The organism is Calothrix sp. 336/3 (assembly GCF_000734895.2).
In the GTDB taxonomy this organism is placed as follows: Bacteria; Cyanobacteriota; Cyanobacteriia; order Cyanobacteriales; family Nostocaceae; genus 336-3.
Genome location: NZ_CP011382.1, coordinates 2,001,709 through 2,017,973, shown reverse-complemented (window position 1 = coordinate 2,017,973; position 16,265 = coordinate 2,001,709). Strand labels below are relative to the sequence as shown.

Below are 16,265 nucleotides of genomic sequence, written 5' to 3'. Positions count from 1 at the left end.
AATGAAGGGGAAAAACGATTAAATACCAGGCACTCTGAGTAATATATTTTTAGCAACTAAAGTTTCAAACTGTGATCGCAGACCTCTGGCAGCTACAGGGTCATTGATTAATACACCAGCCTCTATGTTGCGTTCGTGGGCAGCTTCGGTAAAATTTGCAGATGTCACCAGTAGCCGTTCTTCATCTACAACGATGCATTTGGCGTGTAAGCAAGCTTTGAAACCGTTACCAAGTGCAAGTGAACGGGGGTCGTAAAATACTAATGGGAAACGTTTTCCCATCCAGATTTGTTTGCGGAAGGTGGTTGCAAATTCCCTCAGCAAGATTGATTCTGGTTGCTGATTATTATGGGGTCTTTGGACGTTAAGAAACATTCTTACGTTTAATTCCGAGTTCGCATCCATTCGTTCTGCTAATGTTGCAAATAATGCGCGTGCTTTAGAACCTTTATCAATGGCAAAGCTAGAAATCAAGACGCTGGTCTTGGCTGTACTAAATAAATCCCGCACAACAACCCCAGTGTCGCGGCTTTCCGAACCCAATACTTCCTGCCCCGTCCAAACTAATTCCACAGAATCTTGTTTTTCTTGAGATTTTTCCCGTTCGCTTGCAAGCAGACGCAATGTGTAAGCAATGTGACTTGCTGTTGCGCCTATGGAATGGAGGTAATTAAGTTCTGCAATAATTTCCCTCGCTAATAGGGGTGATACATATTTGGCAATATTTGATTCACTATAGTTCATCTGTATCCTTCCCGTTTCTAAGGCAGCTGCTAATCCTAGAAGGGAAGGTCGGCTAAGTTTAAGTAGTGGCGATGTCATCGGCAAAAATATCGTCGCTTAAAAATGCTGCGTCTAAATCTTCAACAGTATTCACCAACAATGCTCGATCGAGAAATTCGTTGCGACGTTCGCAGGATGTTTCAGCAATTAACAAACATCCGTGGCAAGCCGAACCGTGTAAAAACCTTTCTTCGCGAGGGTCGTCGGGTTCGTGTTGGGCGCAAACTGGGTCGTTGGAACAAAGCCTTCCTAGTGCTAAGGCTTGGACAATATGGTAATCAATCCGCCTACCAACTTCTACTAAGCCTCCTAGAGTACCTTCCGAACCAGAGGAGCCTGTATAAAGTAAAATTCCATACCCAGAATCGCTGGCATAAATGCGTTCGCGGATGGAACTGGCTGCATACCCGCATTCGAGAGAGATGCTGGTGATTAGCAGGTGGGATAAGGAGTGCAGCATAATGTATTGAGCACCTGGAAATGCTGCTTTTTCGTGAGGAATTCCTTTACTATCAACCCATTTGAAAAAACCACGATTTAAGTCTTCGGCACGTTTTTTGACTGCATCACGTTTCAACCATTCGTCGATCGCTTGTTTTTTGAAGGAGATAAATACACCTTCGCCTTTGTTTTCAATTGCTGGCACCCAAGTTTTTTCAAAATCAAGGTCAGCGCGACGGACATTAATCGCTAATTCGTCGATTTCCCCTTCGATATTGGGCATTGCAGCTTCAAAACGGGTAAAACCAATTAGGGCTATGACTTCCCGCAAGCGATGAACTAACACCACGCGATCGATATAAGGAAAGAGGGCGGGGTTAAAGTTGTTGGCATCAAGTTTGCGTTTGGAAGCGTGAAATTCTTCGTTGGGTGATTCTCTGCCCATTTCTTCGGGACAAGAAAGTAATGCTTCAATTTCTACTTGTTTGATGCTTTTAGGGGAAATTGCTTGTCCATTTTTACGGCGTTGAATTTCTGCCCATACAGTTTGGGCACCAAATTTAGCTAAGTCTGCAAATTTGGGTTTTCTCAGTTCTTTTTTGATTTCATCCAAGTCTTCCGCATATTGTAGGTCTTCTTCATAGTAGCGATCGACTACTTTTTTCAGTTCGGCATCGGCATCAGGAATTGAAATAACACTGAGGGTTTGGGTAAAATAGGCGTTACTGGCAGAACGTACTAAAAGACGGTTATATTCTGGTTTTTCTGTATTGATAATATTGCCCGATTTATCGATCGCACAAGCCCAACATTCCTCCCTGGCATTTGCACCCAACCAAGGGCGATCGCCTTTACAAATTCCTAAAACTCTCGAATTGGGGACTTTGGCTTGGGAGAGGGGACGACGGGCTTTGCAGGCTTCACAGCGCACAAAGATTTCTTCAAAGTCGTTTCCCGAACCACCCTCATCGAGCCAGAGTTGTCCGCGACAGGTAGTTTGACCATTATGGGCATAAGCGTACCAGTCAATGTCGCTTAGATGTCCGTTAACACAAGCTTGGACAAAGCGTACTGGTACTGCTGAGGTGCGTTTACCTTCAAATTTCAATCCCTCTTGGACAGCACGCCAATTTACTAGGGGACGGGTACGATAATCTTTACCATTAAGGCGAATTGTTTGGTCAACTTGGGCAACAAACCAAGCTGGGAAAATAAAAGCACTCACACCAGTGGGGGGAGAATTTAGGTCAGAAGCTTCTCGTGGTGGGCTAAAAAGTTTAATTTCCTTAACGTCGAGTATTTCACAAATTTTGTTTCTCAGGCGCTCTTCACGGATATAAGAGCGATCGCCTTTCCAGTGGGTTAACCCACCAATGACTACAGAGTGGTCGGGTAAATCTACCATTGCCCCTGGACCATAGGTAGATAAAAGCTGGCTTTGACGGATTTCAGCTAGGGGTGTGAGTTTCTTTTTGGATTTCTTCATGGTTCTTCTCCTTCCACTTCTAAACCACCAGGGTCACGTACTAAAAGCTTGACTACTGGTTCCACATCTCGCAAGCTGCGTTGTGCCTTAAATTTCTGTTGTTCGGTGGATTTTTTCTCGATTTCCGGGTCAAGTGCGTCCAGAAGTAGGGGAGGAACCATTTCCACCTCGTTGGGTTGGTATTGTAAACGTCGATCGCGTTCGGCGATACGTTCCCAAGTATCAATTAAGTCTATTACTGACCTGCGGATTTCTTGACGTAAGGTGTCGGCTGTAACTGCGTTTAAATCGGGGTTATGTGCCTCCGCACGCTTGGATATGGTCTCCACAACAAATTCCAATTCTTGGCGATATCGATCGACTTGGGTCGCACCTAAAGGCGCGGTCATATCAGATATACCGAGACGAGCTAAAGCAACGGTAACACCCGCCAAACCGCGATCGATGGCACGGGGAGAGAAGGGAGTCACGCTGGTGGCTTCCACGGCGCGGTAAAATGTGTTGTGCCAGATTTGGAAGCGTTCGTAATGCGAGCGATCGCGCGGACGGTGGACGTTGAGCAATGTCACCACTAAACCCGGTTTATTGGCATCCCGTCCCACGCGGCTGCTTGTTTGGATATATTCGGCTGCGGTTTTTGGCTGTCCTAAAACCACCATTAAACCCAATCGGGTGATGTCCAAACCAACGGAAATCATATTTGTGGCTAAGGCTACATCGACGCTTTCTTTTTCGTTACAAGCCAAAGCTAAACGACGTTTGGTATTGGCGACTTTATTGGTACTAACGCGGGATGTTAATTCTTCCGGTTCGTCGTCAATTTTCCGGTTGACAAATAAACCCGTGGTTTCTCCATATCTGTATCTATCTCCATACTGGGTGAGTCGAGAATTTACCTCATCTTCAACTAGACGGCGACTACCACCTAGCTCCCGCAGGGAATTAAAATAACCCAGAAGTGTCATGTAGGGGTCGGCGGGGTTATTCGGATTTTTCTTGCCTCCGGCTGATTCCCAAGCTTTTTGGGCGGCTCCTAGCAATGCTAAATATGTTCGCAATAATACAACCTTTAAACTGCGTCCCTGTGCTGCCACACCAACATAAAGACGACCGGGGGATTCGTTGGTAAAAATGGTTTTGGCAAAAAAGGAATTGTGGCGATCGGGACCTGGTGCGGGGAAAATATCTACTTGGGTACGTCCGAATAATGCTTGGATTTGACGGTCTGCACGGCGAACGGTGGCTGTGGAGGCAATTATTTTCGGACGGATTATTTTGTCTTGTTGAGAAATACTACTGGGGACACTACATAAAGCATCGATCGCAGTCTCGTAAAGCCCTACCATTGTTCCTAATGGTCCCGATATTAAGTGTAATTCGTCTTGAATGACTAAATCGGGGGGAGGTAATCTTTTTTCTAGGGGACTACCTTTGATTTTAGTATCGCCAGTTCCATAAAATCCGTCGCGATCGCTGTAATGGGTGACTTTACCAAATAGCGCTCCGGTTTGACCCACCCAGGGTAAATTAGCGAATTTGTCAACTGTGGCGATGATAAAACAGGGTAAGCGGCGATATATTTGTTCATCAACTGCAATCAAGGGTAAATAATTATTTCTTCTAAAAACACAAGCCGGTTTGCCGTCAGCGCGTTTTTTTGTCCCTACACAAATCAAGCGTAAATCGGTTGGTGTATCTTTGTTGGGTAAGAGATGAAAGGAGTTGGTTGTTAACTCTGCACCGCACCAAGGACAGCGTTCGAGGGGGACTGGTTTCGGTTTGGCTTTGTTGTCTCGTTGGTAGGCTAGGGTGCGGGTATATGCCGAATTATCGTCCTTATCGCCTTTGCTGCCCATTTTATTTGGTGTGGCACTTTGTCCTACCCACAGCCCAATCTCAAAGGGGTGATTGCCTAATTTGGGATTGCTTTGGCGTTCGATTTCCAACGCACATATCAAAGTAGCAGCCCGTTCGAGTTGATCGAGGGTGAGAAGACGTAGGGTGTAGCGCATGAGGACGCTAAGACCTGCGGAGTAGATACTGGGGTCGCGCAAACGGCGCAAAACTAGGGTAAATGCAGCTAAACCCAGATAGGCTTCGGTTTTACCACCTCCTGTGGGGAAGAATAGCAAATCCACAACTTCCCTGTCTGCATCTTCTTCTTTGGCAATACTAACTATATTTAATAACAAAAATGCCAACTGAAACGGTCGCCATTTGGGGGCTGGTAAGTCTTCGGGTGATATATTATCGGTATCGTGGGTAAGTCGTTGTCTTCGGGCTGTAGCGATCGCTCGATTAGCGATTTGAAATGCTTCTAATATTAAAGGGTCATCCAGTGCTTGTAGTCCAGATGTAATGCGATCGCATATTTTCCTGGCACGGTTTAACAAGTCTGCTGCTACTTTTGCTGATTGTGGTTCCTTTGGTGCTGCGGTTTGTTGCTTGATTATCCATTGGGTATATTCAGTCACCATTGGATTGAGCGTGCGGCGCAGGGTTTCAGCGTCGGGGGCTGCTGCGAGGGTTTCCATTGATAATTCCAAACCGGGAATATCAGCTGGTTCGACTCTGGGGACTTCTGCTTGCGGTATCCAGGTGGTGGAAATTTCTTGACATTCGCCATCTTCAGGGGTTGTAATGGCTGAGACGTTATGACCGACGGCAAATTCGCAATCGTGACGGTATTGCAAACTGGCGACAGCTTCATCCCAATCTAAGCTATTTTGTCCGCGCAGGTCGGGACGGGGAACAAAGCCTTGGGAATTACGAATTTGTAAGCTGGCTTGGAAAGCGCAACTTGTATCCCGCTTTTTACTGTTATCGTGAGTGCGATAGTTAACTAGAAATACGGAAACAGAACGGGTTCCTGGGGGCAGATTTTGGGAACGAACTCTTCGACAGGATATAAATAACTGCAAACCGCTACCACCAGGAATATCCACCTGTTTTTTCTGCTTATCTTTGGGTAGGGTAATGGGTAGGTTTACGGATTGGGGGATGCGTTCCCATAATTCGATCGAGATTTTTTCGGCTTCGCTCTCTGAATTATCTAAATTATCCGATGGGGTTTCCTCTAACTTACAGATATAATCGCCCCAATTTACCGTAACATCTAATTCTTGAGTATCTGCCGACACGAGAAAGCTTAAGCCAATGGAAGAGGGGAAAAAGGCTTTTCTCGCGGAGGCTGTTTCCGGTGTTGCTGCATCTTCAGCTACATCGCTGGTACTGATTTGGTCGAGATCGTCATTTGCTGTTTCATCGGCTCGCAATTCGCTGGGAGCGCCAAACGGCACTATAAATCCGGTGAGATACCACTTAGAAGGGGCTTGGGTTAAGACTTCACGAGCGTAAATGGTATCCTTGGGTGTGGGTCCTACCAAGTCGATTTGGAGGGCATGGGTAAGCTGGTTACGCACTTCGGCAGGAGTATTAACTGGCATGGTGGATTACTACTCCTTTTAAAAGATACAGCAGGCAATTAACTGTCTATATTATGTTGCCGGAAGTGTCGTCAAGTGTCAAATAATACTTTTTAAAATTTTGAATAAAAAATAAATACAATTTTTCAACTTGTCAGCCAAGATTCTAGAGATAATGTTCTTACTTCTTGAATACGCTGAAAATCGCTATCGGCTGAGACGATGGTAAGATTGTGCTGTAGAGCAATCGCCGCAATCCACAAGTCATTTTCACCAAAACCTAAGTCAGTTATTTTAGTTTTTCTCCGCTTGTTTTTTTCTCTGGGTGCAAATCGATCGAATAAATCAGCTTTAAGTTGTCCGTAGATATTAGCAGTTTCTTTTTCAATATTATGGATATATATACCTCTCAGAAAATTTACGATTAGTGCTAAGTTACTTTGTTGTCTTTGAGAGCGCACTGCCATATCTATCAATTCTCCCTGCACAATAACGCAGGTTGAAATTAAACTATTTTCAACCTCAAGCAGACGATTTAATATATTGATATTTCCTAAAATAGCAAGACTACAGTGATTTGTATCGAGTAAGTACATTATTCAAAAGGATTATTATCATCAAATTTCGCTTGACCACGACTAGCTATGACTAGCCTCAGACACTCCTCTAAATCATTGCCTTCCCAAGTACCTATGGTTTTTAGATGTTCTATAAGTGTTATTCCTGTGGAATTCGCTGTAGGTATTGTAGTAGATTCTGCTTGATTTAATTTTGGTTGTGCTTGAGTTTCTTTTGTTTTTAAGAAACGCAAAAAATTAAGTGTTTCAGCGATGAGGTTATCTGGTGCTGACTCAATTTCTTGAAAAAGTTGTTCTTTAATCGTCATGATTTATACCTATTATTTAATTAATGTGTCTGAACTTAAAATCACTCTACATTTAACCCTGGTATTATCGGCTCATCTGCTTTGATTTTACGCGGTTTGCTTGTTTTCTTTTTTGTACCCTTCGCTTTGCTTTTCTTCTCCGCTTTTTTACCACCAATTTCTTCCATTTTTGCTCGCTCTTTGTTAAGTTCGAGGAGGCGTGCTAATACTTCATCGTGGACTTCTTCTGTCCAACGGTAGCGCCAAGGTTTTTTTCGCTTGTTGGTTTCCTCTTCGTCTGCGTCTTCGTAGTCTAGCAGGAAGGTGCAGTCGGTGGAGATGTCACCCCAGCCGTAAGCTTCCAGGACGGCTTTATCCATTGCGGTGTGGAGGGTGCGTAATTTTAGGATATCAGGGTCGCGTTCTTCTGGGTCGTGGAAGCGGTTGTAGGTGTCGGTTAGTCCCTGGTTGTTGCGAACCATTAAGGCGGCGCGGTATTCGTAGTATTCTTGACCTATGGCTTCTAGGGTGGGGTTGGTTTCCCAGTTTTCGGGGAAGGGGAAGGTTTCAAAGCAGTCTGTGGGGGTGTAGCGAAGTCGATCTTCCAAGGATGAACCGAAAAATCTAGCCCAAATTTCGTGGATGCGAGATTGCAGGGTGCAAAATGCTGAGTATGTAGCTAAAGGAAAAATATTCAACGTATTAGCGAATACACATTCACTAGTTAGGAAAGTAAACGACAAATATTTGTTGCAGAATAGACAAACTAACACACGATCGCATGATGCGATCGCTCTAACCAAACCAGGTCTTTTTTCTGCATATTGCCACCATCGAATACGAAGAGCATCTCTCTTTTGTACATCACGAATAGGCTTAACCTTATCTTTTACTATTTGCATTAAATCAGGATATTCCCAAGCTTCTTCCTCGCTCATATCGAAAAAATCAATGGTATATCTTTGATGTGTGTGAGTTGGACTGCTATTTACCTCTTCCCCACCAATATAAGGAAAAATCCTCTCAGCATTTTTTGCATCTTTCTCAATCAAACGGTGCATTTCTGCAATAGGTGTCGCCTCTGGGTTAGTATCATCAAACGTGAAACCCATACCTAAAACAATACTTCCTTGAAAGCTTTTTTCCGCATTCGCTAACAATACCGTCGGGTTTTCATTTCCTCCCGCATGAAATAGAAACGCAGAAATTAGGGGAACTTCTCGATTATCTAATAACTTTTTGGCTTGATAAATTCCTTTAAATACATTAATCACGCTGACCACAACCGCAGCTTGTCCAGCCCATTTCACCCGCTTTTGAGCATTATAAATTGTGCCTTGATGCTGACAAATCCAACGCAATCCCGTATTTCGAGTATCACCTTGGGCAATAGTATTTGTGGCAATTAACCCAAAAGTTCCACCTTTTCGCAATATTTCAAAAGCACGACGGAAGAAAAACGCTACTAAATCGGCATTACCATGAGACTCTGGGTAAACTTCCTTTAACCAATCTTGATAACCGGGTGCATTTGCATTAATTGTCGTATTTTTCCCCGCAAACGGTGGATTCCCCACAATCGCATCAAATCCTGGATTATTATTCCTATCTCCCTTCTCAAAAACCTCTGGAAACTCAATATCCCAATTAAACGGAATAACTCCCTTATTCCCACTCCGCAACCTGCTAGCAATTTCCTCCAAACCCTCAGTATCAGCTTGGTGATACCGCCACTTTCTCACCAATTCTGCAATCTCAGTTTCTCTCTCCTCTCGCTGCTTCTTATTACTTTCCTCAAAAAACGCGGCAATTCTCACATCCCCTGTTAACCGCGCTTCGTGCAATTCTTGCTCAATTTTATATAAATAACCCCGCTTTTGGTCATCATCAGCATCACTGCGGGTATCCAACTCCTGAATTTGCGCTCTTAAAATCCTGGCACGATCGAGTTGCTCTTTCAAATATATAAACAACGGTAAATCATCCGTCGTATCCTTCCCAAAAGACCCTATTTGCTCCTTCCTCAACCCTACCAGGGAATCCCCACATTTCAACGCATGGTCAATAAATGTAAACGGTAAATCCTTCGCTAGCGTCACCAACCATAAAGATAATTTCGCCAAATTCACCGCAAACGGGTTTTTATCCACCCCGTAAAGACAGCGTTGTGCAACCAACCGACGGGCAATTAATAACGGTTCCTCGGAGAAAGAGAGAGAGGAAGGAGAATTCTTACTCCCCCACTCCCCCACTCCCCCACTCTCCCCCTCCTCACGTTCCCATGCTTCCACAACCTTCTCAGCCAATTGACGACAGGTTTCCACCAAAAACGCACCGGAACCCATCGCCAAATCGCAAACCTTCAACGATAAAATCTGTTCCGCAGTCGGTTTTTCCCCCAAAGCTGCCAATACCGGACGCAACGTAGTTTCCACAATGGGTTTAGTGAGCGATCGCGGCGTATAATGGGAACCCGATCGCCTTCTTTCTTCCCCCGGTTGCAAATACAAGGAACCCACTGGCAAAATATACGGTGTTTGATGGGATACCTTTCGCCCTAACGCTGCCACCACATCATCAAGGGTTTGGGCTGCTTTGAGTTCCTTGGCGGCATTGCCCGATACTTCACAATTCGCCCATTCCTTGAGTAATTTAGTGCGATCGCCTGATTTTGCTGCCAAAATCGCTGCTATATCTACCACCACCGTCGTAGAAACCTTTGACCCCTTGGGTTTACTGTAAACTCCAATACTCGGACTTTCTGCCCGTTCTACAGCAAAACCCATAATCCCTTCATACACCGAGCCAATTTGTTCCACATCTAGGGAGCGATAAGAAAGGCGATCGCCTTCTAAAATTAGTAGCTTTTCTAACATCCGATACACCACATCATCGGGAATTCGCGGTATTTCCCAAGAACCCCCCTCAATCCCCCCGTTCACAGGGGGAAGCTCCTGCTCTTGCTCCCCTCCTCGCTTGCGGGGTGGGGTTCTCCCTGACAAAAACCCATACTCATCTGGGTCAAAAAGCTGACCGTGCCTTGCTGGTAAATACTCCGGCGTTTGTCCACCACCATCGTAAACCAAACGAAATAAGCTCAACAGCCAAGCCCAAGCCCCATAACGCCCATCCATCGTATCCGGGTAGTTACTCGCATCTTCCCGCAGCTTTTCATACAACCCAGACACAGAATAATTGCGCTGATAAACATCGTCAGGTGGCATTAAACCCTCGTCCTCAGCGTAGAGCAAAAATACCAACCGCATCAACGTAGTAATTAACCCACCATATATCTTCTGGGGGTCTGTAACAGCAATTTCTCCCAAAAGCTTACCATTCACTGCTGCATCCGCCATTTGGAAACCACGTAGCAATTCCCACAAAGCATCCAATACTTGGTTCGCCAAAGTTGTAGAAACTTCTGCCTGATATTTGCGGCTATCTTCCAGCAAATTTTTCAAAATCCGACCATCAGGGGCAGAAAATACCCGGAAGCTGGAAAGTAACATTTCCATTGCTCCTAAAATCAGCCTTCCCGATACCTCGCACATTGCCTGTACGGGAAAGGTCAAATGTCCGGAAGACTCACCCCGTGGTGCATATACCAAACGCAGCAACTTGCCATTACATAGCAAACCGATGGGTATTTGCGTCTCTCGCAACAACCGCTCAAACTTGGCTTGGGGAGTGGTTTGCCAACCATGAGATTTTCCCACAGAAGGGGCAATTTCATCCAATTCTAGATCGGCAGAAATTACTTGCACCAAAATTTGTGCCTTATCACCGTCCGGATCGGGGACAATGTAACTAGGTGCGAGAACTTCCCCATAATCGGGTAACACCACCTCATATTCAGGGGATGGTGCAATTAGGTCAGAATTATCCCAATTTAATACGCTAACCACAAAAGCAGGAAAATCAGCAATCTTACCCGACTCATCCACCGCAGCTAAAAGCGATTGTTGTAAATCCACCACATTGCGATTTACCACCGCTTGCGCTTTTACCAACGCAGGGGGAGACACAACCAATCCTACAGGTTGAAGAAAACCCAACCATTCTTTATGTCTGATGATTTCTGGGTCGATCGCCATCCTCTCTCCTTTGCCCTTACCACCCTGGTGCTGTTAGTTTAATTTATTTCTCGCTCAACAGCCAGCCAGAGACTGAAAGTCTCTGTCTAATAGCTTAAGTCCTCTGAAGAGGACTGTTTACTAATATTTAGAGTTGGGGTCAACATTAGGACTTTTATTTTCTTTCAAATGCTTGATACCTGTAGAAATGAAATCTGATTTACTAGTCCTCTTTTAGAGGACTTTTGCTATTAGACAGGGAATTGATTCCCTGGCTAGTTTTTTATGCAACTAACCGCTAATCGGATACAAATAAACGATACCCACAGGTTCAACCCGTACCGCTTTTACCTCATAGGCAGCTTCAATCCTTGCAGGTTCCCGCACCAATTCATCGGATAGCAAATTTAATCGTTTATCCCAGTGACGGCGATCGCTTTCTAATTGACGCTGTTCCTCATCGGGAAACAAACTTAGCTGAATCGCTTTAATTTCCTGCTGACGATTGAGAATGCGATCGCGCTGTTCTTCTAAAATCTTCTTCATTTCCTGCGCTTCCTTTTCTCCCCTTGCTGTCAGCTTTCTCTTGGCACGTTCCGCTAAAATTTCCGCACGTTTGTTTAAACTTGGGGTCAAATCTGCTACATCCTGCGCTGCTGACTGACAAAGCCTCTGTTTTATAGCTGGGGAAACCTCTCGCAACCGGGGAGATGCTAGGGAGTTTTCTAGTAAACCCAAAACCTCGTCTTTCTGTCCTTCTGGGAGTGGCTGTAACTTTTTACGCCCTCTCGTTACTGGGTCTGACCACTCCGCAGCTACAGCAATCACTTCATCATGAAGTCTTGCAGCCCTTTCCCCATATAAAGATAACCGTCCTAAAATTAACACTTTCGGTAAGGGGTCATCCGTAAGACAAACGCAAGCACGGGTTAACTCATTATGGGTAAACCCTTGGGATAAAAAGCGTCCCAATAACCTCTGTGCTAGTCGATGTTCCAAATGTAAGTGAACCACATCCCCATCCAACGTACCGGGGTCGCGGAAAATTATCGGACGGATGGGAGCTTCTCGCCGCCATTCCCAAGGCTTTTGACCGTGTTTTCGCGGTAGACGTAAAGTATCTAAAGTACTAAACCAAGTCGGGTCATTCCCAAAGCGTTGCTCTAATGATGGTACTACCCAACGGGCTGTAGTCGGGTCGTTAGCAGCTTCATTAGCATTTACAGGTGTTAGCTGAGTTGCTCCCAAAATTTCTAAAGAAGCAGAAATCGCATCTCGAAAATGGCGATCGTCCAATCCCAACCATTCTTGGGATGTTTTCAGCATCCCTTGCAGTTCTTCCACCTGCTTAACTAACTGTTCTTTCTGCAAGCTAATTTCTTCTAATTCTTCTCGAACTACTTCCACATTTGGTAACTCTGCGTTTTCTATATCCGCAGTGATTTTATCTGCTTCCTGATGACGGATACCCTTGGACAACAACCTTGATAAATTTTTCTCTACCACCGGAGACAGACTACCCAACTCCCTTTGAATCGTCTCGGTTTTTCTAATCAGCACATCTAATACCTTATCTTCCTCTCGCTGACGAAAAACAAAATAGTGACAGCGAACAACAGGCGATCGCTGTAATTTTCTGTCAATACGTCCATTACGCTGTTCCATGCGGCTGGGGTTCCAAGGTACATCAAAATGAAACAGGTCAGCACAATTATTTTGTAAGTTTACCCCCTCCCGCGCCGCGTCGGTCGCAATCAGGATACGCAAAGGATGACGGGATGGATCGGCATTAAAAGCTAACTTAATTTCCTCCCGACGTTCTTCCCCCATCCCACCGTGAAAAACACCGATGCGTCGGTTCTCCTGTAGGGAATCTGCAATTAAGGCTTCTAATTGTTGTTTTAAGTACCCTTTAGTATCCGTGTATTCAGTAAATATAATTACCCGGCGTTCATTCCAAACAGCATCAGGTTGCCTCAAATTCGGACAGAGATTGCTACGAATCCAATTTGACAATTCTCTAATTCTGGGGTCTGGTTGGTAACGGGCAGCATTTGCTATCTCGGACATTTCTTCTAATAATTCTAATTCCCGTGCTGTCAACCCAGAGACAACAGCCTGTCCCGTCGCTACCACCATTTGAGCATCTTCTTCCGCTTGTACCTCATCTTCCGGAAGTTCGGCGCGATCGTCGTCAGCACCAGGAGATTCCCACAGTAACGGTAAACTTCTTTGTGTTTTCTGAGCCATACCAACATTTGCAGCTTGCTTTGCGATCGCAGCCCGATGTACTTTCAAAGTCCGAGCAAATGCTTCAATGGATGAGAGTAAGCGCTTTTGCAGAGATGTAATTACCAGCATCGCCGACTTCTGTGTTGATTTTGATGCTTCCTTGAGTCGTTCCTCTCGTAACTGAGAATATTCCTGTAATAACCGCGATAGCTGTAACTCCGGTGCATTCTCCGGTAATCTATCAATAATAATGGGAATAACTTGGCGTTCAGGAAAATCTTCGCCAATTTCTCGCAAATCCCGCTTTAAACGCCGCACCATAACAGTATCGAGCAATTTGGGGTTGCGAACTGGTACACCCCGACAAAACCGTTGCGGGTCGAGAATTTCCAGTAGAGCTGCGAAACTGTTAGAGTGACCATTGTGGGGAGTTGCAGAAAGAAACAACTTATGCTCAAATCTGGGTGCTAAGTCCCGCACTGTCCGCGTTAGTTGCGAATCTACAGCATATTTTGTCGCACTTGCTGGGGCTGCATTATGAGCCTCATCTAAAATCAGCATCGAACCTGGAGAAAAATCACTCAACCAATCCCGCAACGGTGCAGCATAGCTTTCATCCCGCAGCAGGGCATGGGAGATAATAAAACGGTTGTGGGTTGCCCATGGATTAACACCATAACCCCGTTCTTGACGACGGGAAGCCACAAACTCACGATCGAGAATCATAAAAGTGAGTCCGAAGCGGCTTTCCATTTCATCACGCCATTGTCGCACCACTGATGGTGGACAGGAAATAACGACACGCCTGACTTTTTGGCGCATTAACATTTCCCGGAGAATCAGCCCAGCTTCAATGGTTTTGCCCAAACCTACATCATCAGCGATAAATAAAGCAACTCTTGGCATCAACAAAGCTTTACGCAAGGGTTCCAACTGATAAGCCTTGACCTCAATACCTGCCCGATAAGGTGCCTGAAATAGTTTTGCATCTGTGGAGGTAACACAGTTCCATCGCAGTGTATGCAAGTAAGCAGAAAATAATCGTGCATCATCAAAGCCTCTGCTAGCAACTAAATCCCAATTTGTTGCACCTATATATTCAGCATCAATTTCCCGTTCCCACAAAACTTCTAGTGATTCTCCTAAAGCATCGTCATCCAGACACGAAAGACGCACCAAAGTATCCGACTCTGGAGATAATCCAGCAACGACATCTTCTACAAGGTACTGTCGAGAGCGTACTCGAATGATTTGTCCGGCTTCAAGGTTCATCGCTGGCATTTTGTCCTGAATCAGTGCTGTGGGGTTGTGACAATTAGCACCAATTCCACATACTACTCTTATATAAACATTCCAACAACAGTAAGCAGTAATTGTATCTTAATCATTCCCACTTTTTTAACAGTTTTATTGAGCTACGTAAAAAGACAGTTATCTTCACTATTTACCTAAGTAGGTCGGTGTTGAAAATTGTCGTTGTGGGGAGTGAGTAGTGAGTAGCGAATAGTGAGTAGGGGTAAGACTTTGAAGCCAATTTACATTACGTTACATAGTTGTGTTTATTCTTACCTACCTACTTATCAGCAATTTGAGAATAAGCCACTCGCACGATAATCTTTCACAAGTTGCTGAGTCGCAGAGTGATGTGCTACGCCTAGTTTACTATCCGGAGGGGTACGCGATCGCATTGCTAAAAATACTCCCAGCATTAGGGTTCAGTGACATTATCATTTCAGATAAGAGATTTACACCAACTAAAACTCGGGCACAAACAACTCCTTTCTCGCCCCCGCATAATGCTCGTAAATCATCTTTGCACTCGTACCCACTAATTTGGCGATATCCTTGGCTTCCAAAAACCTCATTTTTCCATCGGACATCATAATCGGTGTTTCCAAGGCTGCGGTAATAAAAGTATGCCTGGTTTGATACAGCTTGCGATACTCGACCCCAATTCTTTCCAATACTTTATGCCAAGCTCGATTAGTCAAATTATGGGCATCAATCCAACCACCTTTGGGTGCGGGAAATACCTTCGTTTCACCCGTCCCATCTTCTGGTTTGATGGAACGTAATAACCCAGCCAACTTGGGATTTACCGGGAAAGAACGTTTTTTCTGAGTTTTCAACCCCTTCTTACAAACCAAACCAGTTTCCGACTCCACCACCGCTTGCTCGAATCGTATCGTCCCAAAGTCATCGACAATATGCTTCCACTGCAACGCAACCCCTTCCGATGGTCTGCAACCTGTCATAAACAGAAATTCGATTAAAGGAGCGTAATGTTTGTAGTGGCGATCGCTCTTGAAACCCTCAATAATTCTATCCCTCTCCTCCAAAGAAAAAGGATTAATATCCGTATCCTCCGACTCTCCCTTGGGAACCCGAATATCCGCAGCCATCCCCACAAATGGATTACTCTCGATTAACTGCGATTTAACAGCCCAATCGCAACAGGCATTGATTTGGGTCAAAATTCGCTTGGCTGAGTTCGCTGGTTTATTGGCAACCAACCAATCACGAATTGCCACTGCATCTGCGATCGACTTCTTTGGTAAGTGTAAATTGACACAACGCTCAATATTTTTGTAATCCTTAGCCAAGGTGCTGGGAGACACATTCGGTCGCTTAAATTCCACATATTTTTCCCATAACTGGGTAAGGGTCGGCTGATTTTTCTGTGGAGATGGGGCAAATCGCGATCGACGACTCGAACCTTCGAGGGTGTACTTGCTCAAATCCTGGGGGTCGAAGCGTTCGTACAAAATATCTTTTTCAAGTTCTGCGGCTTTGAGTTGGGCTAACTTCCAGTGCTGGGGAGTGTCGGGATAGCCCGTGGAAATATAATGACGCTTGCCAGCAAAGTGGAAGCGCAACTGGATGCGTCCATTAGAAAGAATAGCTTTAACAGAACCTTTAAAAGCCCTGCCAGTAGGCGTTTTCTTTTTCATTGGCATAAG

8 protein-coding genes are annotated in these 16,265 nt (G+C 44.9%); all 8 read right to left on the bottom strand.

What is annotated here, in order from left to right:
* Positions 1-18: 18 nt before the first annotated feature.
* The 8 genes from drmC to IJ00_RS08220 all read right to left on the bottom strand — a co-directional run bounded on the left by drmC (position 19) and on the right by IJ00_RS08220 (position 16,262).
* Positions 19-822, bottom strand: coding sequence for a DISARM system phospholipase D-like protein DrmC (gene drmC / locus IJ00_RS08255; RefSeq protein WP_035151928.1), 804 nt, complete (start codon positions 820-822; stop codon positions 19-21).
* A complete protein-coding gene (gene drmB, locus IJ00_RS08250) occupies positions 803-2,710 on the bottom strand; it encodes a DUF1998 domain-containing protein (RefSeq protein ID WP_035151924.1) in 1,908 nt (635 codons plus the stop codon). Before drmB ends, drmC begins: the two co-directional genes overlap by 20 nt.
* A complete protein-coding gene (gene drmA / locus IJ00_RS08245) occupies positions 2,707-6,156 on the bottom strand; it encodes a DISARM system helicase DrmA (RefSeq protein WP_035151922.1) in 3,450 nt (1,149 codons plus the stop codon). Before drmA ends, drmB begins: the two co-directional genes overlap by 4 nt.
* A 125-nt stretch (positions 6,157-6,281) precedes the next feature.
* Entirely contained in the window at positions 6,282-6,731 is a 450-nt protein-coding gene (locus tag IJ00_RS08240; protein ID WP_035151919.1) for a type II toxin-antitoxin system VapC family toxin, read from the bottom strand.
* Positions 6,731-7,021, bottom strand: coding sequence for a hypothetical protein (locus tag IJ00_RS08235; RefSeq protein WP_035151915.1), 291 nt, complete (start codon positions 7,019-7,021; stop codon positions 6,731-6,733). The genes IJ00_RS08240 and IJ00_RS08235 overlap by 1 nt, the downstream gene beginning before the upstream one ends.
* A gap of 41 nt (positions 7,022-7,062) precedes the next feature.
* Positions 7,063-11,094: an Eco57I restriction-modification methylase domain-containing protein gene (locus IJ00_RS08230; RefSeq protein WP_035151912.1), complete on the bottom strand. Its 4,032-nt coding sequence runs from the start codon at positions 11,092-11,094 to the stop codon at positions 7,063-7,065.
* 270 nt (positions 11,095-11,364) lie between these two features.
* A complete protein-coding gene (gene drmD, locus IJ00_RS08225) occupies positions 11,365-14,577 on the bottom strand; it encodes a DISARM system SNF2-like helicase DrmD (protein ID WP_035158651.1) in 3,213 nt (1,070 codons plus the stop codon).
* Positions 14,578-15,059: 482 nt separating this feature from the next.
* Positions 15,060-16,262 carry an Arm DNA-binding domain-containing protein gene (locus tag IJ00_RS08220; RefSeq protein ID WP_371259639.1) on the bottom strand — a complete coding sequence of 401 codons (1,203 nt, stop codon included), beginning with the start codon at positions 16,260-16,262 and terminating at the stop codon, positions 15,060-15,062.
* Positions 16,263-16,265 lie beyond the last annotated feature (3 nt).

Coding starts and splice junctions, on each gene's coding strand:
- drmD (WP_035158651.1), bottom strand. CDS start 14,577: ATGAACCTTGAAGCCGGACAAATCATTCGAGTACGCTCTCGACAGTAC.
- drmA (WP_035151922.1), bottom strand. CDS start 6,156: ATGCCAGTTAATACTCCTGCCGAAGTGCGTAACCAGCTTACCCATGCC.
- drmB (WP_035151924.1), bottom strand. CDS start 2,710: ATGAAGAAATCCAAAAAGAAACTCACACCCCTAGCTGAAATCCGTCAA.
- IJ00_RS08220 (WP_371259639.1), bottom strand. CDS start 16,262: ATGCCAATGAAAAAGAAAACGCCTACTGGCAGGGCTTTTAAAGGTTCT.
- IJ00_RS08235 (WP_035151915.1), bottom strand. CDS start 7,021: ATGACGATTAAAGAACAACTTTTTCAAGAAATTGAGTCAGCACCAGAT.
- IJ00_RS08230 (WP_035151912.1), bottom strand. CDS start 11,094: ATGGCGATCGACCCAGAAATCATCAGACATAAAGAATGGTTGGGTTTT.
- drmC (WP_035151928.1), bottom strand. CDS start 822: ATGACATCGCCACTACTTAAACTTAGCCGACCTTCCCTTCTAGGATTA.
- IJ00_RS08240 (WP_035151919.1), bottom strand. CDS start 6,731: ATGTACTTACTCGATACAAATCACTGTAGTCTTGCTATTTTAGGAAAT.